Genomic DNA, 20,052 nt, shown 5'->3' on the forward strand with positions numbered 1-20,052 from the left:
CGCACGCCATGAACCGCCTGAACATGTTCCTGCTGACCGCGCTGGTGCTGTGTGCGCTGTCGCTGGTCAACGCACAGCATCAGGCGCGGCAACTGTTTGTCGCGCTGGATCGCGCGCAGGCGGAAGAGAAGCAACTCAACACCGATTGGTCGCGTCTGCAATATGAGCAGAGCGCGCTGGGCAAGAGCGCTCGCATTGCCGACATCGCGAGCAGGCAGTTGAAGATGTCGCCCGCACAGGCGGGTCGCACGCAGTATCTGCAGGGGTTTGCCGATTTGCCGACAGCAGGGGGGGGCTCCGGGGCGTCCTCGGCGGCGGCGAGCGCGCCCACGGCTTCCGGAGTACAGCCATGAGCGGCGCACGCAAATCCAACGGCACCACGGCGCGCGCGCGCCTGGGCCAGTTTTCCGCCAGCCCCGTGCTGGGCCTGCGCCTGCCGATGTGGCGCTCTAAGCTGGTCGTGTTCCTGATGTTCTCGGCCTTCCTGGCGCTGATCGGTCGCGCGCTGTGGATTCAAGGCCCCGGCAACCGCTTCTATGAAGCCGAGGGCAAGAAGCGCTTCCAGCGCACGCTGGAGTTGCCCGCCACGCGCGGCAAGATTCTCGATCGCAATGGTCTGGTGCTGGCCACGAGCCTGCCGGTGAAGGCCATCTGGGCCGTGCCCGAAGACGTGCCCAACAACGTGCCTGGCGAAGACATGAAGAAGCTCGCCAAGCTGCTCGGCATGAACAACAAGGAGCTTTCGGGCAAGCTGGGCGAAGACAAGGGCTTCGTCTACCTCAAGCGTCAGGTGCTGCCCGAGGTGGCCGACCAGATTGCCGCGCTGAAGATCGATGGCATCTATCAGACGCGTGAATACAAGCGCTTCTACCCGGAAGGCGAGGCGATGGCGCACATCGTCGGTTTCACCAACGTCGAGGACAAAGGCCAGGAAGGCATGGAGCTGGCGCGCGAGTCCGACCTCGCCGGTGCCGCCGGACAGCGTCAGGTGATCAAGGATCGGCTGGGCCGCGTGGTGGAAGACGTGGGCGTGCTCAAGGCTCCGCGTGATGGGCATGATCAGACGCTGTCGATCGACGCCAAGATCCAGTACCTGACCTTCAATGAACTGAAGGCCGCCATCGAGCGTACCCACGCAAAGGCCGCCAGTGCGATCGTTCTGGACGCCCAGACCGGCGAGGTGCTGGCACTCGCCAACTACCCGACCTACAACCCGAACGACCGCACCCGCCTGTCTGGCGAGCAACTGCGTAACCGCGTGCTGACCGACACCTTCGAGCCCGGCTCGATGATGAAGCCGGTCACCATCAGCCTCGCGTTGCAGCTCAAGCGCGTGACGCCCACTACGCTGGTGCAGACCAACGGCAAATACAATTTTGAAGGCGCGACCATTTCCGATACCGGCAACTACGGCACGCTGACGGTCGCCCAGGTGATCCAGCACTCCAGCAACATCGGTACGACCAAGATCGCGATGATGCTCAAGCCGCAGGAAATGTGGGACATGTTCACCAGTGTGGGCTTGGGGCAGGCACCGAAGATCGGCTTCCCGGGCGCGGTGGCGGGGCGGCTGCGGCCGGCAAACAAATGGCGCCGCATCGAGCAGGCGACCATGTCGTACGGCTACGGCCTGTCGGTGTCGCTGTTCCAGATTGCGCATGCGTACACCATCTTTGCGCACGATGGCGAGCTGATTCCGATCACCATGTACCGCACCGACGGCCAGCCGCCGCAGGGCGAGCGCGTGATCTCGCCGGAGGTGGCGCGGCAGGTCCGTCAGATGCTCGAGACGGTGACGGCGCCCGGCGGTACCGCACCGCAGGCCCAGGTGATGGGCTATCGCGTCGGCGGCAAGACCGGCACGGCGTGGAAGCACACCGGGCGCGGCTATGACCGCTCGAAGTATCGCGCCTCGTTTATTGGTCTGGCGCCGATGTCGAACCCGCGCATCATCGTGGCGGTGAGCGTGGATGAGCCCACTGTGGGTAACCGCTACGGTGGCGGCGCCGCCGGTCCGGTGTTTTCGCAGATCGTGGGCGGCACCTTGCGCGCGTTGAACGTGCCGCCGGATTCGCCGGTGCGTCAGCTCGTGATGACGCCGGACGTGCCGGAAGAGCCGGTGGGAGGGCTGCAATGACGGCCAAGCCGACGTCCGATCGTCCGACCATCGCCGCGCGCCTGGCGCCCGTGGCGGACTGGCTGCGCGTACAAGCGCCAGCGGGTGCCGACCTCACGAGCGATACGCGCAAGCTCAAGACTGGCGATGTGTTCGTCGCCTACGTGCTCGGCAATGTGCGCCAGCATGGCGACGGCCGTCCGCATATTCCTCAGGCCATCGAGGCAGGGGCTTCCGCCGTGCTGGCCGAAGCCCATGGCTACGCAATGCCCGCAGACGCGCCCGTGCGCATCCTGCCGGTGGACGGTCTGGCTGAACTGGCCGGCCCGCTTGCCGCGCAGTGGTACGGCGTACCGTGCGCGGACGCCCTGCGCGTGATTGGCGTGACAGGCACCAACGGCAAGACATCGTGTTCGCAATGGATTGCGCAGGCGCTGACCAAACACGGCGAGCGTTGCGCAGTGGTGGGTACGCTCGGCACCGGGTTTGTCGATGCGCTGGCCGCGACCGGCTTTACCACGCCGGATGCCATCCAGCTCCAGCACAGCCTTGCCGATCTGCACGGTGCGGGTGCTCGTGCCATCGCCATGGAAGTGTCGTCGCATGGCCTGGAGCAAGGCCGCGTGGATGGCACCAGCTTCGACATCGCGGTGTTCACCAACCTGACGCAGGATCACCTCGACTACCACGGCACGATGGCCGAGTACGAACTCGCCAAGGCGCGTCTGTTCAGCTGGCCGGGCCTGCGCGCGGCGGTGATCAATCGCGACGATGCGGCCGGTGTGCGCTTGCTGCAGAACGCCCGCGCCGAAGTCGAAACCCTCGAATACGGCATCGACGGCGAAGCCGCTGCGCAGCACGGCGCCAGACAATGGCTGCGCGCCAGCAACGTGCGCGCGCATCGCACCGGTACGACGTTCGACGTGGACGGCAGCTTCGGTCACGCGACCGTGCATGCCCCCACCGTCGGCCTGTTCAACGTATCGAATCTGTTGGGTGTGCTGGGTGCACTGCTGGCGGCTGGTGTGCCGTGGCAGGACGCCATTGCGCGCCTGGAAAAGCTGCAGCCGGTGAGCGGCCGCATGGAGCGTTTCGGCGGTGAAGACGGGCCCCTCGTGGTGGTCGATTACGCCCATACGCCCGACGCGCTGGAGCAAACGCTGCGCGCGCTTGCGCCGATTACCGAGGCGCGCGGCGGCAAGCTGTGGGCTGTGTTCGGCTGCGGCGGTGACCGCGACCCTGGCAAGCGTCCGCAGATGGGCGCCATCGCCGAGCGCCTGGCGCCGCACGTGGTGCTGACCTCCGACAACCCGCGCAGCGAAGATCCGCAGCACATCCTCGACGAGATCGCCGACGGCATGGACAATCCGCGCGCCGCCACCCAGATCGAAGACCGCGCGGCCGCCATCCTGCACGCCGTGCGCCACGCCGATGCGCATGACGTGATCGTCGTGGCCGGCAAGGGACATGAATCGACGCAGGAGATTGCCGGTCGCAAGCGGCCGTTTTCCGATCAGGAACATGTGCGCCTGGCACTCGCCGCCCGCGGGGTGAATGCATGAGCGCCGCGACCGTCATGATGCACGCCACCGACGCCGCTGCCTGGATGGCCGGCGCCTATCTCGCCGGCCCCGATGCAGCGATCCTGCGCGTGACGACCGACAGCCGCGCTGTGCAACCCGGCGACCTGTTCGTCGCGCTGATCGGCGAGCGTTTCGATGCGCACGACTTCCTGCCCGAGGTGGTGGCGCGTGGCGCTGCCGCCGTGCTGGTGTCGCGCGCACCTGCTGCCACGCTGGATGTGACGAAGGTGGCCGTGCTGACCGTTGCCGATACGCGTATCGGACTCGGCCAACTTGCCGCCGGCTGGCGCCGCCAGTTCCCGATTCCCGTCGTCGCCGTGACGGGCAGCAACGGCAAGACCACGGTCAAGGAAATGATCTCCGCGATCTTCGCGCAGGCTGTGGGTGAAGACGCTCGCCTGGCGACCGCCGGTAACTTCAACAACGACATCGGCCTGCCGCTCACGCTGTTCCGCTTGAATGCGCAACACAAGCTGGCCGTGCTCGAACTCGGGATGAATCATCCGGGCGAGACGGCCGTGCTGGCCGCCATTGCCCAGCCCACCGTGGCGATGATCAATAACGCTCAGCGCGAGCACCAGGAATTCATGGTCAGCGTGGAAGCGGTGGCTGAAGAGCACGCCGCCGTGCTGGCCGCGCTGCCGCCCGATGGCGTTGCGGTGTTCCCGCGTGATGCGGCCAACGGTGGCGAATATGCGCCGGTGTGGCAAGCCGCGGCCGGTTCGCGTCGCGTGCTCGATTTCGGTATCGAGGCCGGGGCTGTGACGGGCACGGTGGCGGACACCGCCGACGGGCAACGCATCGATGTGCAGGCCCCTGGGCAACGCTTCGTCATCACGTTGCCGCTGCTCGGGTTGCACAACGCACGCAATGCGCTGGCCGCGACGGCATGCGCGCTCGCAGCCGGTGTCGCTCCCGAGGTGATAGCACAGGCGCTGGGCAACTTTGCTCCGGTCAAGGGGCGGCTGCAGCGCAAGCAGGGCACGCACGGCGGCCTCGTCATCGACGACACGTACAACGCGAACCCCGATTCGATGCGCGCAGCGATCGATGCGCTGGTCACGCTGCCGGCGCCGCGCTGGTTGGTGCTGGGTGACATGGGCGAGGTTGGCTCGCAGGGTCCGGCATTCCACGAAGAAATCGGCGCTTATGCGCGCGAGCACGGCATCGACGCGGTGCTGGCAACCGGCGAGCTTGCGCGCCACAGCGTCGACGCTTTCGGCGCAGGCGCGCAGCATTTTGCGTCGGCGGAGGACTTGATTGAACACGGCGTGCCCGCCATTGCGCCGGCTGCGACGGTATTGGTGAAGGGCTCGCGCTTCATGCGGATGGAACGCATTGTGGAAGCGCTGGTCTTGAAAGACCCGGTTGCGGATTTGTCGACCGGTTCCAGCACACAACAGCAGCACTAAGGGAAGCAAGAACCCATGTTATTGGCATTGGCGCAATGGTTGCAGAACGACTACGGCTTCCTGCGCGTCTTCAACTATCTGACGTTCCGCGCCGTGATGGCATCTCTCACGGCGCTGGTGATCGGCCTCGGGTTTGGGCCGTGGGTGATCCGTCGCCTGACCGAGCTGAAGGTCGGCCAGGCTGTGCGCAGTTATGGCCCGCAAACGCACCTGGTCAAGGCGGGCACGCCCACGATGGGCGGTGTGCTGGTGCTCATCGGTATTGCTGTGTCGACGCTGCTATGGGCGGACTGGGGCAACCGCTTCATTTGGATCGTGCTGCTCGTCACGCTGGGCTACGGCGCGATCGGTTGGGTGGATGACTACCGCAAGGTCGTGCACCGTGATCCGAAGGGCATGTCCTCGCGCGAGAAATTCTTCTGGCAGACCGTGATCGGCCTCTTTGCTGCGGCATATCTGGCGTTCTCGGTCTCGGAGACGAGCAACATGCGCGTGCTCGAGCTGTTCATGGATTGGGTGCGCAGCGGCCTGTCACTCAACCTGCCGGCCAAGTCGCACCTGATCGTGCCGTTCTTCAAAGAGATCAGCTACCCGCTGGGCGTGTTCGGTTTCATCATCCTGACGTATCTCGTCATCGTCGGTTCCAGCAATGCTGTGAACCTGACCGACGGACTTGATGGCCTCGTCATCATGCCGGTCGTGCTGGTGGGCAGTGCGTTAGGCGTGTTCGCCTACGTGATGGGCAGCGCCGTCTATAGCAAGTACCTGCTGTTCCCTCACATTCCAGGTGCGGGTGAGCTGCTGATCTTCTGCTCGGCGATGGCGGGGGCCGGGCTTGCCTTCCTGTGGTTCAACGCGCATCCGGCGCAGGTGTTCATGGGTGACGTTGGCGCGCTGGCGCTTGGCGGCGCGCTGGGCACGATCGCCGTGATCGTGCGTCAGGAAATCGTGCTCTTCATCATGGGCGGCATCTTCGTGGCCGAGACCGTCTCGGTGATGCTGCAGGTGACGTGGTTCAAGTTCACCAAAAAGCGTTATGGCGAGGGCCGGCGTCTGTTCCGCATGGCGCCGCTGCATCACCATTTCGAGCTCTCCGGCTGGAAGGAAACGCAAGTGGTCGTGCGCTTCTGGGTCATCACCATGATGTTGGTGCTGATCGGCTTGTCGACCCTGAAGCTGCGGTGAGCACGCAAATGACCGACATGACCGAATCGATCAGCCCGGACGACATGGACGCCACACAGCCGGAAGCGGCCGTGGACGCCGTTGTCGCGACGCTCGATTCCACCGAACCGATGCCCGCTGCCGAAACCGCCCAGGAGCCGCGCATGTTCGGCGACTTCGACGCGCCGGCGGTGCTGGTGCTCGGCCTTGGTGAATCCGGCCTGGCAATGGCGCGCTGGTGTGCCCGTCATGGCGCGCGAGTGCGCGTGGCCGACACGCGCGAGGCGCCAGCCAACCTGCCCACGTTGCGTGCGCACGTGCCGGATGCCGAATTCGTGAACGGCCCATTCGCCGTGTCGCTGCTGGACGATGTGACGCTCGTGGCGATCAGTCCCGGGCTGTCGCCGCTGGATGCCAACGTCGCCGCACTGCTGAGCGCCGCCAATGCGCGCAGCGTGCCGGTGTGGGGCGAGATCGAATTGTTTGCCCGCGCGTTGGCGGGTCTCAAGACCGCGCAGAGCTACACGCCGCGCGTGTTGGCCATCACTGGGACCAACGGCAAGACAACCACCACTGCGCTCACGGGCGCCTTGGTGGAGCGCGCCGGCAAGACTGTCGGCGTAGCAGGCAACATCAGCCCGTCGGCGCTCGATAAGCTCGGGGAATGCATTGACGCCGGTACGCTGCCCGACGTGTGGGTGCTCGAGCTTTCCAGCTTCCAGCTCGAAACCACGCACACGCTGGACGCAGACGCCGCCACCGTCCTGAACATTACGCAGGATCACCTCGACTGGCACGGCACGCTGGACGCCTATGCCGCGGCCAAGGGCCGCATCTTTGGCGCCAACACCGTGCGTGTGCTGAATCGTCAGGATGCTGCCGTGATGGCATTCGCCAGCAAGAACGGTGGCGACATCACCTTCGGCATCGACGAACCGGGCACGCCCGATGCGCTCGGCCTGTTGCGCGATGGCGGCATGCCCTGGATCGTATTGGCGGAAGCCGATGAGGACGATCTTCCCAAGCCCACGCGCCGCAAGAAAAGCGACAACGTGCCGGCCGCGCCTGTGCCGGTGCGCCTCAAGCGCCTGATGCCAGCTGACGCACTGCGCATCCGGGGCTTGCACAACGCGACCAACGCGATGGCTGCGCTGGCACTGTGCCGGGCGATCGGCCTTCCGGTGAGCGCGCTGCTGCACGGCCTGCGCGACTACGCCGGCGAGCCGCACCGCGTCGAACTGATCGCCGCATTTGACGACATCGAATTCTTCGACGACAGCAAGGGCACCAACGTCGGCGCGACGGTGGCTGCACTCTCGGGCTTGTCCAAGCATGTCGTGCTGATCGCGGGTGGCGACGGCAAGGGTCAGGACTTCTCGCCGCTGGCCGAGCCGGTCGCGCAGTACGCGCGCGCCGTGATCCTCATCGGCCGCGATGCACCGCTGATTCGTGAGGCGCTGGCCAATACCGGTGTCGCGCTGATCGATGCGCCGACGCTGGAAGCCGCTGTGCCGCAAGCCGCCGCTCATGCGCAACCGGGCGATGCCGTGCTGTTGTCGCCGGCGTGCGCCAGCTTTGACATGTTCCGCAACTACGAACATCGCGCCCAGGTGTTCCACGAGGCCGTGGCCGCACTGGCGGCAGACCGAGGAGTCCTCCTATGAGCGACACCCAGATCAAGCGCAGCGGCTTCATCGGCGCGACCATCGGCAATGCGTGGGATGGCCTGCGTGATGCCGTTTCGGGGGTCAAGCCCACGCGCTCCAAGATGATGGAGTACGACCAGCCGCTGATGTGGGTTGCGATTGTGCTGCTCGGCCTCGGGCTGGTGATGGTGTATTCGGCGTCCATCGCGTTGCCGGATTCGCCCAAGTACGCCAACTACAGCAACGGGCACTTCCTGATCCGCCACATTTTCTCGCTGGTGATCGGCCTCATCGGTGCGATCGTCGCATTCCAGATTCCGGTCAAGTTCTGGGACAAATACGCACCGAAGCTTTTCATCATCGCGCTGGTGCTGTTGGTGATCGTGCTCGTGCCGCACGTGGGTAAGGGCGTGAACGGCGCGCGCCGCTGGTTGCCGCTGGGCGTCATGAACTTCCAGCCGTCCGAGCTGATGAAGCTGGCGGTCGTGCTGTACGCCGCCAATTACACCGTGCGCAAGCAGGACTGGATGCAGAGCGTGCGCAAGGGCTTCCTGCCGATGGGCGTGGCCGTGGCGTTTGTGGGCTCGCTCCTGCTGCTGGAGCCGGACATGGGCGCGTTCCTAGTGATCGCGGCCGTGGCTATGGGCATCCTCTTCCTGGGCGGCGTGAACGGCAAGCTGTTCGGCGGCCTCGTGCTGACGGCGGTGTCAACTTTCTCACTGCTGATCGTGGCGTCGCCGTGGCGGCGTGAGCGGATCTTTGCGTACCTGAACCCCTGGCAGGAGGAATACGCACAGGGCAAGGCTTACCAGCTCACGCACTCGCTCATCGCTTTCGGCCGTGGCGAGTGGACCGGCGTCGGCCTGGGCGGCAGCATCGAGAAGCTGCACTACCTGCCGGAAGCGCACACCGACTTCATCCTGGCTGTGATCGGCGAGGAACTGGGCTTCGTCGGCGTGCTGATCGTGATCCTGCTGTTCTACTGGATGGTGCGGCGCGCATTCGAGATCGGCCGCACCGCATTGCAGCTCGACCGCACGTTTGCCGGCCTGGTCGCCAAAGGCCTGGGTATCTGGATCGGCTGGCAGGCCTTCATCAACATGGGTGTGAACCTCGGCCTGCTGCCAACCAAGGGCCTGACACTGCCGATGGTCAGCTACGGCGGCTCGGGCATCCTGATGAACTGCGTGGCGCTCGCGCTGCTGCTGCGTATCGACTACGAAAACCGCGTGCTGATGCGGGGGGGCAAGGTATGACGGTAGGTACGGCGCCCCGCACGCTCCTCGTCATGGCCGGCGGTACGGGCGGTCACATCTTCCCCGCGCTGTCGGTGGCCAAGCTGCTTGCCGCGCGTGGCTGGAAGGTGGTGTGGCTTGGCAACGCGAACGGCATGGAAGGCCAACTGGTGCCCAAGCACGGCTTTCCGCTGGAGTCGGTACAGTTTGGTGGCCTGCGCGGCAAGGGCCTCGTTACCAAGTTTCTGCTGCCGCTCAACCTGTTGCGCGCGTTCTGGCAGAGCCTCGGTGTGGTGCGTCGTGTGCGTCCAAACGTGGTGTTGGGCATGGGCGGCTATATCACGTTCCCGGGCGGCATGATGAGCGTGCTGCTGGGGCGCCCGCTGGTGCTGCACGAACAGAATTCCATCGCAGGTCTGGCCAACCGCGTGCTTGCGCGCGTAGCGGATCGCGTGCTGTGCGCATTTCCGAATGCGCTGTCCGGCGCTGAGTGGGTCGGCAACCCGATCCGCGCCGACCTTGCCATGCTGGCTTCACCGCAAGCGCGTTACGCCGAGCGAACCGGCCCGCTGCGCGTGCTGGTCGTGGGCGGCAGCCTGGGCGCGGCGGCGCTCAACGACGTGGTGCCCAAGGCGCTGGCGTTGCTGCCGGCTGATACGCGCCCGATCGTCATCCATCAGGCTGGTGCCAAGCAGATCGACACGCTGCGCGCCAACTATGCCGCCGCGGGCATTGACGCTGCCCACGCGCAACCCGTGCCCTTCATCGACGACATGGCGGCCGCGTATGCGCACGCCGATCTCGTGATTTGCCGTGCGGGCGCAATGACTGTTTCAGAAGTGGCCGCGGCGGGTGTCGCGGCGCTGTTCGTGCCGTTCCCGCACGCCGTGGACGATCACCAGACCACCAACGCGCGCTTCCTTTCGGAACGCGGCGCAGCGCTGTTGGTGTCGCAGCAGGAACTGGGTCCGGCATCGCTGGCAGATACACTCGCGTCCCTGACGCGTGCGCAGTTGGCCGATATGGCGGCTAAAGCACGTGAGCAGGCACGGCCCGAAGCGGCCGAGCGTGTCGCCGACGTGTGTGTAGCGGTGGCACGGGCATAGGGAATCGAATCGATATGAAGCACATCGTCAAGAACATCCATTTTGTAGGCATCGGCGGCGCCGGTATGAGCGGCATCGCCGAGGTGCTGCTGAACCTCGGCTACCGCGTGACAGGCTCAGATCTGGGCAGCAGCGCGACCACGCAGCGGCTGGCAACCCTCGGCGCGACAATCATGCAGGGCCACGCGCCGGAGCATGTGATCGGCGCCAATGCCGTGGTCGTCTCCACCGCCGTGCGCGGCGACAACCCCGAAGTGCTGGCCGCGCGCGCCAAGCGCATCCCCATCGTGCCGCGTGCGGTGATGCTGGCCGAGCTGATGCGCCTGAAGCAGGGCATCGCCATTGCCGGCACGCACGGCAAGACGACGACCACCAGCCTGGTCGCCTCCGTGCTGGCCGAAGGCGGCCTGGACCCGACCTTCGTGATCGGCGGCCGCCTGAACTCTGCCGGCGCCAACGCTCGGCTGGGCACGGGCGACTTCATCGTCGCCGAGGCCGACGAATCCGACGCGTCGTTCCTCAACCTGTTCCCTGTGATCGAGGTCATCACCAATATCGATGCCGATCACATGGAGACCTACGGGCACGATTTCTCGCGCCTGAAGCAGGCGTTCATCGAGTTCACGCAGCGTCTGCCGTTCTACGGCATTGCCGTGCTGTGCGTGGATGATCCGAACGTGCGCGAAATTCTGCCGTTCGTCTCCAAGCCTGTCGTGCGCTACGGTTTTGCCGAAGATGCGCAAGTGCGTGCGGTCAATGCGCGCGCCGTCGATGGCCGCATGGAATTCACCGTGATCCGCCAGATCAACGGCCATGCCGAGCCGCCGCTGTCGATCACGCTCAACCTGCCGGGCCTGCACAACGTGCAGAACGCGCTGGCCGCCATCGCCATCGCTACCGAACTGGAAGTGCCGGACGAGGCCATCGTCAAGGCGTTGGCCGAATTCAACGGCGTGGGCCGCCGCTTCCAACGCTACGGCGAAGTGCCGACCGCTGACGGCGAGGGCCGCTTCACGCTCATCGATGACTACGGCCACCACCCCGTCGAGATGGCTGCCACGCTGGCCGCGGCGCGCGGCGCGTTCCCCGGTCGTCGCCTTGTGCTGTCGTTCCAGCCGCACCGCTTTACCCGCACGCGCGACTGCTTCGAAGATTTTGTGAAGGTGCTCGGCACCGTAGATGCGTTGCTGCTCGCCGAGGTGTACGCCGCCGGTGAGCCTCCCATCGTCGCCGCCGACGGCCGCGCGCTGACGCGTGCGCTGCGCGTAGCCAACAAGATCGAGCCGGTATTCGTAGAGCAGATCGAAGACATGCCGCAAGCGATTCTGAATGCGGCGCAGGACGGCGACGTGGTCATCACCATGGGCGCAGGTTCGATCGGGCAGGTGCCCGGTCAAGTGGTGGCGTTGCAGGCGCAGGCGCGCAGCACAAATGTCGTGGATCTGAACGGAGGCGCCGCAGCATGACGACCGGTCCGTTTGTTCCAAATCCGACGATTGATCCGAAGTCCCTCGGCAAGGTGGGCGTGCTCATGGGCGGCCGGTCCGCCGAACGCGAAATCTCGCTGATGTCCGGCAACGGCGTGCTGGCTGCGCTGCGCGCGCGGGGCGTCGATGCGCACCCGTTCGACCCGGGCCTGCAGGCCGTGGCCGATCTGGCCAAGCAAGGGTTCGACCGCGTGGTGATCTCGCTGCACGGCCGCTTTGGCGAAGACGGCACGATCCAGGGCTTGCTCGAGCAATTCGGCATTCCGTACACCGGTAGCGGCGTACTCGCGTCTGCGCTGGCGATGGACAAGGAAGCCACCAAGCGCCAATGGCAGACTCACGGCCTGCCCACGCCTGACTTCGTGATGTTGCACGCCGGCGCCGACTGGCAAGCCGTGGCCGACCGCCTTGGCCTGCCGCTGATCGTCAAGCCGGCGCGCGAAGGTTCGTCGATCGGTCTGACCAAGGTCACGAGCGCCGCCGAGCTGCCCGCCGCCTACGAGAAGGCTGCGCGCCTGGACCGCGATGTGATGGCCGAGCAGTTCATCGAAGGCGACGAGCTGACCTGCCCGATCATCGGCGAAGGCGAGAGCGCGACCGCGTTGCCGCTCATCCGCATCGTCGCGCCGCAGGCCAACTACGACTACCAGAACAAGTACTTCACCGACGACACGCGCTACGAATGCCCGGCACCGATTCCCGCCGATGTGGCCGTGCGCGTGCAGGCGCTGGTGGTGCAGGCATATCGCGGGCTGGGCTGCCGTGGCTGGGGCCGTGCCGACATCATGCTGCGCAAGTCCGACAACGCGCCGTTCCTGCTGGAGATGAACACGTCGCCGGGCATGACCGGCCATTCGCTGGTGCCGATGGGCGCGCGCGCGGCCGGCATCAGCTATGAAGATTTTGTGCTGCAACTGGCCGCGAGTGCGTCGCTGGAGCTGCACGCGAGCACCGACTGGAAACCAGAGTAATCAACGCAACGTCAGCGAAACCGGACAACACAACGTTATGTGGCACAACACCCGTCTCCTCAACGCCGTCGCGAGTGCGCTCTATGCGCTGCTCGCGCTTGGCGCGTTGGGCGTTGGGACGGTCTGGCTGATGCAGCGACCGATGTTCCAGCTGCAGCAGGTGCGGGTGATGCCGATGGCCGGCAGCGAGTTGCGCCACGTGAATGTGCCGAGTCTGCGCGCCAACGCGCTGACCAAGCTGCGCGGCAATTTCTTCTCGCTGAATCTGGACGACGCGCGTGCCGCATTCGAATCGGTGCCGTGGGTGCGGCGTGCGAGCGTGCGCCGCGTGTGGCCGAACGGGCTGCTGGTGGAAGTGCAGGAGCACGAAGCGCTCGGCACCTGGGGCGGCAATGAGTCCGGCAAGCTGGTCAACACGTATGGCGAAGTCTTCGTGGCCAACCTGGCCGAAGCTGAAGATGACACCGACCTGGTTGCGCTGGCTGGCCCCGAAGGAACCGAGCAGGACGTGGTCGACAAACTGGAGACCATGACCGAGTGGTTCAAGCCGATGAATGTCGAGCCGCTGAGCGTGACGCTCACCGACCGCTACGCCTGGCGCGCGCGGTTGTCCAACGGCACGGTCATCGAGCTGGGCCGCGAACTGAATGACGATGACCGCACAGCGCTGGCCGCGCGTGCCCGCCGCTTTGTGCGTGCGTGGCCCGAGGTGACGAAGCGCTGGGGCGGTCAGATCGAATACGCCGATCTGCGGTATCCCAACGGATTCGCAGTTCGGGCGGCGGGTGTGCGCTTCCTGACCGATGCGCAGGCTGCGGTGCTGGCCAAGGGGGGCAAGCTGCCTGGCACCGCGAATGGCACCAGCAGTGCTGCAAAGCCGAAAGCCACGCTGGGGGGTAAGCCGGCGGCCAACAACAAAGCAACGCGAAGCACAGAGAAAACGCGATGAGCAAGGAATACAAGGATCTTCTGGTCGGGCTGGACATCGGCACCTCCAAGGTGGTGGCGGTGGTCGCCGAGCTGCGTCCTGACGGCGCCTACGAGGTCATCGGCATGGGCCAGACCGAATCGAAGGGGCTCAAGAAGGGTGTGGTCGTCAATATCGAGGCGACCGTCCAGTCGATCCAGAAGGCGCTCGAAGAAGCGGAGCTGATGGCCGATTGCAAGATCGGCGAGGTCTTCACGGGCATTGCCGGCAGCCATATCCGCAGCTTCAACTCGAGCGGCATGGTGGCGATCAAGGACAAGGAAGTCACCTCCACCGATGTGGCCCGCGTGATCGAGACCGCCAAGGCCGTCAACATCCCGACCGACCAGCAGATCCTGCACATTCTCACGCAGGAATTCATCATCGACGGCCAGGAAGACGTGCGCGAGCCGATTGGCATGAGCGGCATCCGGCTCGAGGTGAAGGTGCACATCGTGACGGGCGCAGTGAGTGCGGCGCAGAACATCGTCAAGTGCGTGCGTCGCTGCGGGCTGGAGGTGCACGACCTGATTCTGCAGCCGCTCGCATCAAGCCTGGCCGTGCTGACCGAAGACGAAAAGGAACTCGGCGTGGTGCTGGTCGACATTGGCAGCGGCACGACCGACATCGCGATCTTCAGCGAAGGCGCGATCCGCCACACGGCCGTGATCCCCATCGCCGGCGACCAGATCACCAACGACATCGCGATGGCCCTGCGCACGCCGACGCCGGACGCCGAGGACATCAAGATCCAGTACGGCATCGCCAAGCAGGTGCTGGCCGATCCGGACGAGATGATCGATGTGCCGGGCGTCGGCGACCGCGGGCCGCGCACGCTTTCGCGTCAAGCGCTGGCTGCCGTGATCGAGCCGCGCGTGGAAGAGCTGTTCTCGCTCGTGCATCAGGTGGTGCGCGAATCCGGCTATGAGGAACTGCTCTCCAGCGGCGTGGTCCTCACTGGCGGTACCGCAATGATGCCGGGCATGGTCGAGCTGGGTGAAGACATGTTCTTGAAGCCCGTGCGTGTGGGCGTACCGGAGTACCGCGGCAACCTGCACGAGGTGGTGAAGAGCCCGCGTTACGCCACCGTGATGGGCTTGCTGCAGGAAGGTCGCGTGCAGCGGGTGCGGGGGCGCAAGGTTGTGGTGCAGTCCGGATCGGCCAAGCAGATCTGGACGCGCATGAAGGAATGGTTCATCGGCAACTTCTAAGCACGTGTGTGCCGGGTGTTGGCGATGTGCTCCCTGGGGGGAGCAAGTTGAGTTTCTTGTTTTGATGTTTTTTGTTCAGGAACCAGGAGTTGCGGCGGGGAGGCTGCATCGTCTGGGACTGATCACTTCTGGAGGCAATGATGGACTTCGACATGATTGAAACGGAAATGCAGGACGGCACCATCATCAAGGTGGTCGGCGTCGGCGGCGCGGGCGGTAATGCCGTGCAGCACATGATCAACCGCGGCGTGCAAGGCGTGGAATTCATCTGCATGAACACCGATGCGCAGGCGCTCAAGCGCTCGACCGCATCGCGCGTGCTGCAGCTCGGCAGCACGGGCCTCGGCGCCGGTGCCAAGCCCGAAGTGGGCAAGCACTGCGCAGAGGAAGCCCGTGAGCAGATCGCCGACGCACTGCGCGGCGCGCACATGGTCTTCATCACTGCCGGCATGGGCGGCGGTACGGGTACGGGCGCAGCACCGGTGGTCGCACAGGTCGCCAAGGAAATGGGCATCTTGACCGTGGGCGTGGTCTCCAAGCCGTTCGAATTCGAAGGCGCACGCCGCTCGAAGGTTGGCGAGCATGGCGCGAACGACCTCGAAGGCAACGTCGATTCGCTGATCGTCGTGCTCAACGAAAAGCTCTTCGAAGTCATGGGCGATGATGCCGAGATGGACAAGTGCTTCCAGTGCGCCGACGACGTGCTGCACAACGCAGTGGCCGGCATCGCGGAAATCATCAACGTCGATGGTCTGGTGAACGTCGACTTCGAAGACGTGAAGACCGTGATGGGCGAACAAGGCAAGGCGATGATGGGCACGGCCACCGTGTCCGGCGTCGACCGTGCACGTCTGGCCGCTGAGCAAGCCGTGGCAAGCCCGCTGCTGGAAGGCGTGGACCTTTCGGGCGCGCGGGGCGTGCTGGTCAACATCACGGCCAGCCGCTCGCTCAAGCTGTCCGAAACCAAGGAAGTGATGAACACCATCCGCAGCTATGCCGCGGAAGATGCCACCGTCATTTTCGGCACGGTCTACGACGATGCCATGGGCGACGCACTGCGTGTGACCGTGGTTGCGACGGGCCTGGGTCGCGCTGCTCGCAACAAGCAGCAACAGCAACAGACGATGACGCTGCTGAAGACCGGTACGGACAACCAGCCGGTGGCTTTCGGCGGTAGCGCCGGTCACTCGGTGGCGGCCGCGCCGGACTACAGCAATTTCGACACCCCTGCCGTGTGGCGCAGCTCGCGTGAGTCGGCATCGGCTCACGTGGCGGCACTGCAAGAGAAGGGCGTCGACACGTACGACATTCCGGCATTCCTGCGCAAGCAGGCGGACTGATCGGGCCTGCGTTGGTTCGATAGCGCTCGCGCACGTCCGACTGCCTGCGGCACCGCACGCCGCGCGCGGTTCACGGCTCCCCTCCCGTGATCGCCGTTGTGTGATGGCCCGCTGCTCGCAAGTCGACAGCGCTCGACGAACCGGACACAGTCGTTGCCGCCGGGCAGGTTGGCCTCTGGCCGCCTCCCCGGAAGGGTTCACCCCGCCCGGCGGGTGTATCCGTTCGTTGTGCCGCGCGCGGTGCGTTCCGACCCAAGCGGCCTGATAGTGTTGTCTCCCAAGACCGCCCGCGTGATTCGTTCACGCGGGCGGTCTCGTTTTACGAACCGGCTGCGCGGTCGCGCGGCAAGTTCTATGATCGCGATATCCGCGCACGCTCCCTGACGATCATGATCCAGCCTGGTCAACCGCTTCCCGACGCAACGCTCTACGAGTTCTTTGAAGTGGAAAAGGACGGCTGCGCGCTCGGCCCCAATGCTTTCTCCGTCCAGCATCTGGCAGAGGGTAAGACGATCGTCATCTTCGGGCTGCCAGGTGCGTTCACGCCGACCTGTTCGGCGCGGCATGTGCCCGGCTACCTCGCCCACTTCGACGCGCTGCGCGCCAAGGGTGTCGACGAGATATGGTGTGTGTCCGTCAACGACGCCTTCGTGATGGGCGCCTGGGCCCGAACACAGGGAACCGACGACAAAATCCGCATGCTTGGTGACGGCAGCGCAGAGTTCACCAGCAAGCTCGGCCTTGACCAGGACCTCTCCAAGCGCGGCATGGGCGTGCGCTCGCAGCGCTACGCGATGGTCGTGAAGGACGGTGTGGTAACAGCGCTACAGGTGGAAGCGCCCGGGCAGTTCGCCGTCAGCAGCGCCGAATCGATCCTGGCGATACTCTGACGCCACGCTGGCGGCTCCCCCAAATGGCGGAGTACCGCCCGCTATGCCGCCTCGCCTCAAGGCTGATGAGTTCGTGGCCCTGAATCTGCGTGCACTAAGGTTAAGCAGAGTGTGAGCACCCCTAACATCCCGATACAAAAGTCGTTTTGAAGGCAGGGATGTGAAAATGGTATGATTAGGGTTATCACCTATGCAGACCGCATAGATAAAAACAATCGTAGAAATTTCGTGAGTTGAGGGCGGCCATGTTGAAACAACGCACCATCAAGTCCCTCGTCAAGACCGTCGGCATCGGGTTGCACTCGGGCCGTAAGGTGACGTTGACGTTGCGCCCGGCAGCCGCAGGCACCGGCATCGTCTTCACGCGCGTTGACCTCGATCCGGCCGTCGAGATTCCCGCTACCGCCAGCGCCATCGGCGACACCCGCCTTGCGTCCGTGCTGCAAAAAGACGGCGCCCGCGTGTCGACCGTCGAACATTTGATGTCCGCTTGCGCCGGCCTCGGTATCGACAATCTCTATGTCGACGTCGACGCCGAAGAAATCCCCATCATGGACGGCAGCGCGGCCTCATTCGTGTTTCTGTTGCAATCGGCGGGCATCGAAGAGCAGGGCGCAGCCAAGCGGTTCATCCGCGTGCTCAAGCCGGTGGAAATCCGCGAGGGCGACAAACTTGCCCGCCTCGACCCATACTTCGGCTTCAAGCTGTCGTTCACGATCGAATTCCGCCACCCGGCTGTCGACAAGACCGGCCAGACGTTCGAGATCGACTTTGCTGACACCAGCTACACGCGCGAAATCGCCCGCGCCCGTACGTTCGGTTTCGCGCATGAAGTTGAAATGCTGCGCGAGGTCGGTCTGGCGCGCGGCGGCAGCCTCGACAACGCCATCGTGCTCGACGAGCACCGCATGCTGAACAACGACGAACTGCGCTATGGCGATGAGTTCGTCCGTCACAAGATTCTCGACGCGATTGGCGACCTGTATGTGGTGGGCCACCCGCTGATCGCTGCGTACACCGCGCACAAGTCGGGTCATGGCCTGAACAACGCGCTGCTGCGCGCGCTCCTGGCCGACGAAACGGCTTACGAGATCGTGACGTTCGACAAGGTGGAAGAAGCGCCGCGCGCGTTCCTGCCGCAGTTGCAACCGGCCTTCTCGTGATCGGCTGAGCGGTCGTTCGTATGAAAAAAGCGCCCTGCGGGGCGCTTTTTATTTGGGCTTGGCGGCCGGTGCAACGTGTCGCGCAATCATTTCGGCCAAGGCCTGCCGAAGCGGCGAATCGGGCAGTTCATTGGCCAGGGCCGCCAGGCTGTTGACTCCAACTGCGGTCATCTTGGCGCGTTTAGGCGGCTTTTCGGTCTCTTGTGGCCATAAACTGTCGTTGCCGCCCTGCGGTTGTACCCGTACACGAATTGCGGTAATCTGCGATCCCCGGCGCTGCAGACGCTCCAGCAAGGTGGGTACCACCTGCCGCAAGCGCGCCGCAGCCGCACTATGTGCGGCGAGCAACACCAGAGTCGCTTCGCGGCTGTCGCGCGCATCGTTCTTGATGCCACCGACCGCCACCCCGCCGCCCAAACCGGGCGGCAGCAGCGACAACACCTCCGCTTCCAACGTCGCCAATTGCCTGGCCGCCTGCATCAGCGGGCCGACCGAACCGGCACCCGAGAGCCAGTCCTGGACGGGTTTAGCCACAGGCGTCTTGAGAGCGGGATGAACAAAGATTCGCATGCCGGCATTGTAGGGCGCTTCATCGCGCTTTCGTGCTGGTGGGCAGCTTTTTTGTCCGGAAAACGAGCGATGCAGATCATCCTGATTCACCCACGCAAGGCCGGCGCGATGCACCTGTCGCGACGCGGCGTCTTCGTGGCTATTGGCGCAGTGCTGCTGACCGTGGCAAGCCTGTCCGTTGGTGGGACCTGGTTGGCGGCCAAGCAGGGGCTGCTGCCGGGTGCGGCTGCTTCCGCGGTTCCTGGCGCAGACCAGCGCGTCACCCGCGAAAACCTCAACCTGATGGCTGCGCGCATTGGCGAAATGCAGGCGCAGATCGCGCGCCTGGACGCGCTGGGCGCCCGTGTGTCGGGGCTGGCAGGCGTGCCGCCGCGCGAGTTCGATTTCAAATCACAGCCGAGCCGTGGCGGGCCGGAGGGTGCATTCTCGCGGCCGATGTCGATGCCGGAAATTCAGTCCGAGCTGAATCGCCTGACGCGCTCGGCAGACCAGCGCATCGATTACCTCAGCGTGCTTGAAAGCACCCTGATGGACCGGCAGATCCACGCCAAGATGATGCCGACCGTGCGCCCGGTGGCCACGGGCTACGATTCCTCGGGCTTCGGCACGCGCATCGATCCGTTCACGGGCCGGCGCACGCAGCATGACGGCGTCGACTTTGTCGGTCCGGTTGGAACGCCCATCGTGGCCGCTGCCGGTGGCGTGGTGGTGGCCAGCGAGTTCCACCACGAATACGGCAACATGATCGACATCGACCATGGCAACGGCCTGAAGACGCGCTATGCGCACGCGTCCAAGGTGTTTGTGAAGGTCGGCGACATCGTGAAGGCGGGCGAGCGCATCGCGCTGATCGGCCGTACCGGCCGCGCCACTGGGCCGCATCTGCACTTCGAGGTGCACGTCAACGATGTCCCGCAGAATCCGGTAGCCTTCCTGGAGAACGCCGGTCAGCCCAAGATGGCAGCCAACAAGGCGCCCGCGCCGAAGGTTGCGGCGGCCGATATCGGAAAGAGCATGGCGGCGGCCGGCCATTGATCTAGCGCGGGTTGCAATTGGGGCGCCCGTCCCCAGTTCAGCGTGAGTGTGTAGCCGCCCGGACGACGTTCGTGCGGCCCCAAAGTGCGGCGTTCCTGCCACATCTGGCGGTTCTGCTGCCATCAAGCGGGTGTTTTGCACATGCTAAACTCCCGC

At 65.0% G+C, this 20,052-nt stretch carries 17 protein-coding genes; 16 read left to right on the forward strand and 1 reads right to left on the reverse strand.

The window, feature by feature from the left end; genetic code table 11:
* The first annotated feature begins 8 nt into the window (after window positions 1-8).
* The 15 genes from ftsL (at window position 9) to lpxC (ending at window position 18,291) form a co-directional block, all read left to right on the forward strand.
* Entirely contained in the window at window positions 9-353 is a 345-nt protein-coding gene (ftsL, locus tag BM136_RS13585) for a cell division protein FtsL (protein WP_092972350.1), read from the forward strand.
* Window positions 350-2,137, forward strand: coding sequence for a peptidoglycan D,D-transpeptidase FtsI family protein (locus tag BM136_RS13590; protein ID WP_092972351.1), 1,788 nt, complete (start codon window positions 350-352; stop codon window positions 2,135-2,137). The genes ftsL and BM136_RS13590 overlap by 4 nt, the downstream gene beginning before the upstream one ends.
* Window positions 2,134-3,678: a UDP-N-acetylmuramoyl-L-alanyl-D-glutamate--2,6-diaminopimelate ligase gene (locus tag BM136_RS13595; RefSeq protein ID WP_092972352.1), complete on the forward strand. Its 1,545-nt coding sequence runs from the start codon at window positions 2,134-2,136 to the stop codon at window positions 3,676-3,678. Before BM136_RS13590 ends, BM136_RS13595 begins: the two co-directional genes overlap by 4 nt.
* Window positions 3,675-5,111, forward strand: a complete 1,437-nt coding sequence (gene murF / locus BM136_RS13600; RefSeq protein WP_092972353.1) for a UDP-N-acetylmuramoyl-tripeptide--D-alanyl-D-alanine ligase — start codon at window positions 3,675-3,677, stop codon at window positions 5,109-5,111. The genes BM136_RS13595 and murF overlap by 4 nt, the downstream gene beginning before the upstream one ends.
* Before the next feature lie 15 nt (window positions 5,112-5,126).
* Complete coding sequence (gene mraY / locus BM136_RS13605; protein WP_092972354.1) at window positions 5,127-6,296, forward strand: phospho-N-acetylmuramoyl-pentapeptide-transferase; 1,170 nt, start codon at window positions 5,127-5,129, stop codon at window positions 6,294-6,296.
* 143 nt (window positions 6,297-6,439) lie between these two features.
* Window positions 6,440-7,939, forward strand: a complete 1,500-nt coding sequence (gene murD, locus BM136_RS13610; protein WP_175537146.1) for a UDP-N-acetylmuramoyl-L-alanine--D-glutamate ligase — start codon at window positions 6,440-6,442, stop codon at window positions 7,937-7,939.
* Complete coding sequence (ftsW, locus tag BM136_RS13615; protein ID WP_092972356.1) at window positions 7,936-9,177, forward strand: putative lipid II flippase FtsW; 1,242 nt, start codon at window positions 7,936-7,938, stop codon at window positions 9,175-9,177. The genes murD and ftsW overlap by 4 nt, the downstream gene beginning before the upstream one ends.
* Window positions 9,174-10,262, forward strand: coding sequence for an undecaprenyldiphospho-muramoylpentapeptide beta-N-acetylglucosaminyltransferase (gene murG / locus BM136_RS13620; protein ID WP_092972357.1), 1,089 nt, complete (start codon window positions 9,174-9,176; stop codon window positions 10,260-10,262). Before ftsW ends, murG begins: the two co-directional genes overlap by 4 nt.
* Window positions 10,263-10,276: 14 nt before the next feature.
* On the forward strand, window positions 10,277-11,728 hold the full coding sequence (gene murC, locus BM136_RS13625) for a UDP-N-acetylmuramate--L-alanine ligase (protein WP_092972358.1): 1,452 nt from the start codon (window positions 10,277-10,279) through the stop codon (window positions 11,726-11,728).
* Complete coding sequence (locus BM136_RS13630; RefSeq protein ID WP_092972359.1) at window positions 11,725-12,720, forward strand: D-alanine--D-alanine ligase; 996 nt, start codon at window positions 11,725-11,727, stop codon at window positions 12,718-12,720. Before murC ends, BM136_RS13630 begins: the two co-directional genes overlap by 4 nt.
* A 37-nt stretch (window positions 12,721-12,757) precedes the next feature.
* Window positions 12,758-13,669, forward strand: a complete 912-nt coding sequence (locus tag BM136_RS13635; RefSeq protein ID WP_092972360.1) for a cell division protein FtsQ/DivIB — start codon at window positions 12,758-12,760, stop codon at window positions 13,667-13,669.
* On the forward strand, window positions 13,666-14,898 hold the full coding sequence (ftsA, locus tag BM136_RS13640) for a cell division protein FtsA (RefSeq protein WP_004633059.1): 1,233 nt from the start codon (window positions 13,666-13,668) through the stop codon (window positions 14,896-14,898). Before BM136_RS13635 ends, ftsA begins: the two co-directional genes overlap by 4 nt.
* A gap of 140 nt (window positions 14,899-15,038) precedes the next feature.
* Window positions 15,039-16,238: a cell division protein FtsZ gene (gene ftsZ / locus BM136_RS13645; protein WP_024979177.1), complete on the forward strand. Its 1,200-nt coding sequence runs from the start codon at window positions 15,039-15,041 to the stop codon at window positions 16,236-16,238.
* Window positions 16,239-16,627: 389 nt separating this feature from the next.
* Window positions 16,628-17,128, forward strand: a complete 501-nt coding sequence (locus BM136_RS13650) for a peroxiredoxin (protein WP_092972361.1) — start codon at window positions 16,628-16,630, stop codon at window positions 17,126-17,128.
* A gap of 245 nt (window positions 17,129-17,373) precedes the next feature.
* Window positions 17,374-18,291: a UDP-3-O-acyl-N-acetylglucosamine deacetylase gene (gene lpxC, locus BM136_RS13655; RefSeq protein ID WP_092972362.1), complete on the forward strand. Its 918-nt coding sequence runs from the start codon at window positions 17,374-17,376 to the stop codon at window positions 18,289-18,291.
* A 48-nt stretch (window positions 18,292-18,339) separates the two neighbouring features.
* On the opposite strand, the gene BM136_RS13660 is transcribed toward lpxC, so the two are convergent.
* Window positions 18,340-18,861, reverse strand: a complete 522-nt coding sequence (locus tag BM136_RS13660) for a DciA family protein (RefSeq protein WP_027680318.1) — start codon at window positions 18,859-18,861, stop codon at window positions 18,340-18,342.
* Between the two features lie 69 nt (window positions 18,862-18,930).
* On the opposite strand from BM136_RS13660, the gene BM136_RS13665 reads away from it, so the two are divergent.
* Window positions 18,931-19,896 (forward strand): M23 family metallopeptidase, encoded by a 966-nt coding sequence (locus tag BM136_RS13665; RefSeq protein WP_092972363.1) that lies wholly within the window; start codon window positions 18,931-18,933, stop codon window positions 19,894-19,896.
* The last annotated feature ends 156 nt before the right edge of the window (window positions 19,897-20,052 follow it).

The organism is Ralstonia sp. NFACC01 (assembly GCF_900115545.1).
GTDB lineage: Bacteria > Pseudomonadota > Gammaproteobacteria > Burkholderiales > Burkholderiaceae > Ralstonia > Ralstonia mojiangensis.

Coding starts and splice junctions, on each gene's coding strand:
- ftsL (WP_092972350.1), top strand. CDS start 9: ATGAACCGCCTGAACATGTTCCTGCTGACCGCGCTGGTGCTGTGTGCG.
- BM136_RS13590 (WP_092972351.1), top strand. CDS start 350: ATGAGCGGCGCACGCAAATCCAACGGCACCACGGCGCGCGCGCGCCTG.
- BM136_RS13595 (WP_092972352.1), top strand. CDS start 2,134: ATGACGGCCAAGCCGACGTCCGATCGTCCGACCATCGCCGCGCGCCTG.
- murF (WP_092972353.1), top strand. CDS start 3,675: ATGAGCGCCGCGACCGTCATGATGCACGCCACCGACGCCGCTGCCTGG.
- mraY (WP_092972354.1), top strand. CDS start 5,127: ATGTTATTGGCATTGGCGCAATGGTTGCAGAACGACTACGGCTTCCTG.
- murD (WP_175537146.1), top strand. CDS start 6,440: ATGTTCGGCGACTTCGACGCGCCGGCGGTGCTGGTGCTCGGCCTTGGT.
- ftsW (WP_092972356.1), top strand. CDS start 7,936: ATGAGCGACACCCAGATCAAGCGCAGCGGCTTCATCGGCGCGACCATC.
- murG (WP_092972357.1), top strand. CDS start 9,174: ATGACGGTAGGTACGGCGCCCCGCACGCTCCTCGTCATGGCCGGCGGT.
- murC (WP_092972358.1), top strand. CDS start 10,277: ATGAAGCACATCGTCAAGAACATCCATTTTGTAGGCATCGGCGGCGCC.
- BM136_RS13630 (WP_092972359.1), top strand. CDS start 11,725: ATGACGACCGGTCCGTTTGTTCCAAATCCGACGATTGATCCGAAGTCC.
- BM136_RS13635 (WP_092972360.1), top strand. CDS start 12,758: ATGTGGCACAACACCCGTCTCCTCAACGCCGTCGCGAGTGCGCTCTAT.
- ftsA (WP_004633059.1), top strand. CDS start 13,666: ATGAGCAAGGAATACAAGGATCTTCTGGTCGGGCTGGACATCGGCACC.
- ftsZ (WP_024979177.1), top strand. CDS start 15,039: ATGGACTTCGACATGATTGAAACGGAAATGCAGGACGGCACCATCATC.
- BM136_RS13650 (WP_092972361.1), top strand. CDS start 16,628: ATGATCCAGCCTGGTCAACCGCTTCCCGACGCAACGCTCTACGAGTTC.
- lpxC (WP_092972362.1), top strand. CDS start 17,374: ATGTTGAAACAACGCACCATCAAGTCCCTCGTCAAGACCGTCGGCATC.
- BM136_RS13660 (WP_027680318.1), bottom strand. CDS start 18,861: ATGCGAATCTTTGTTCATCCCGCTCTCAAGACGCCTGTGGCTAAACCC.
- BM136_RS13665 (WP_092972363.1), top strand. CDS start 18,931: ATGCAGATCATCCTGATTCACCCACGCAAGGCCGGCGCGATGCACCTG.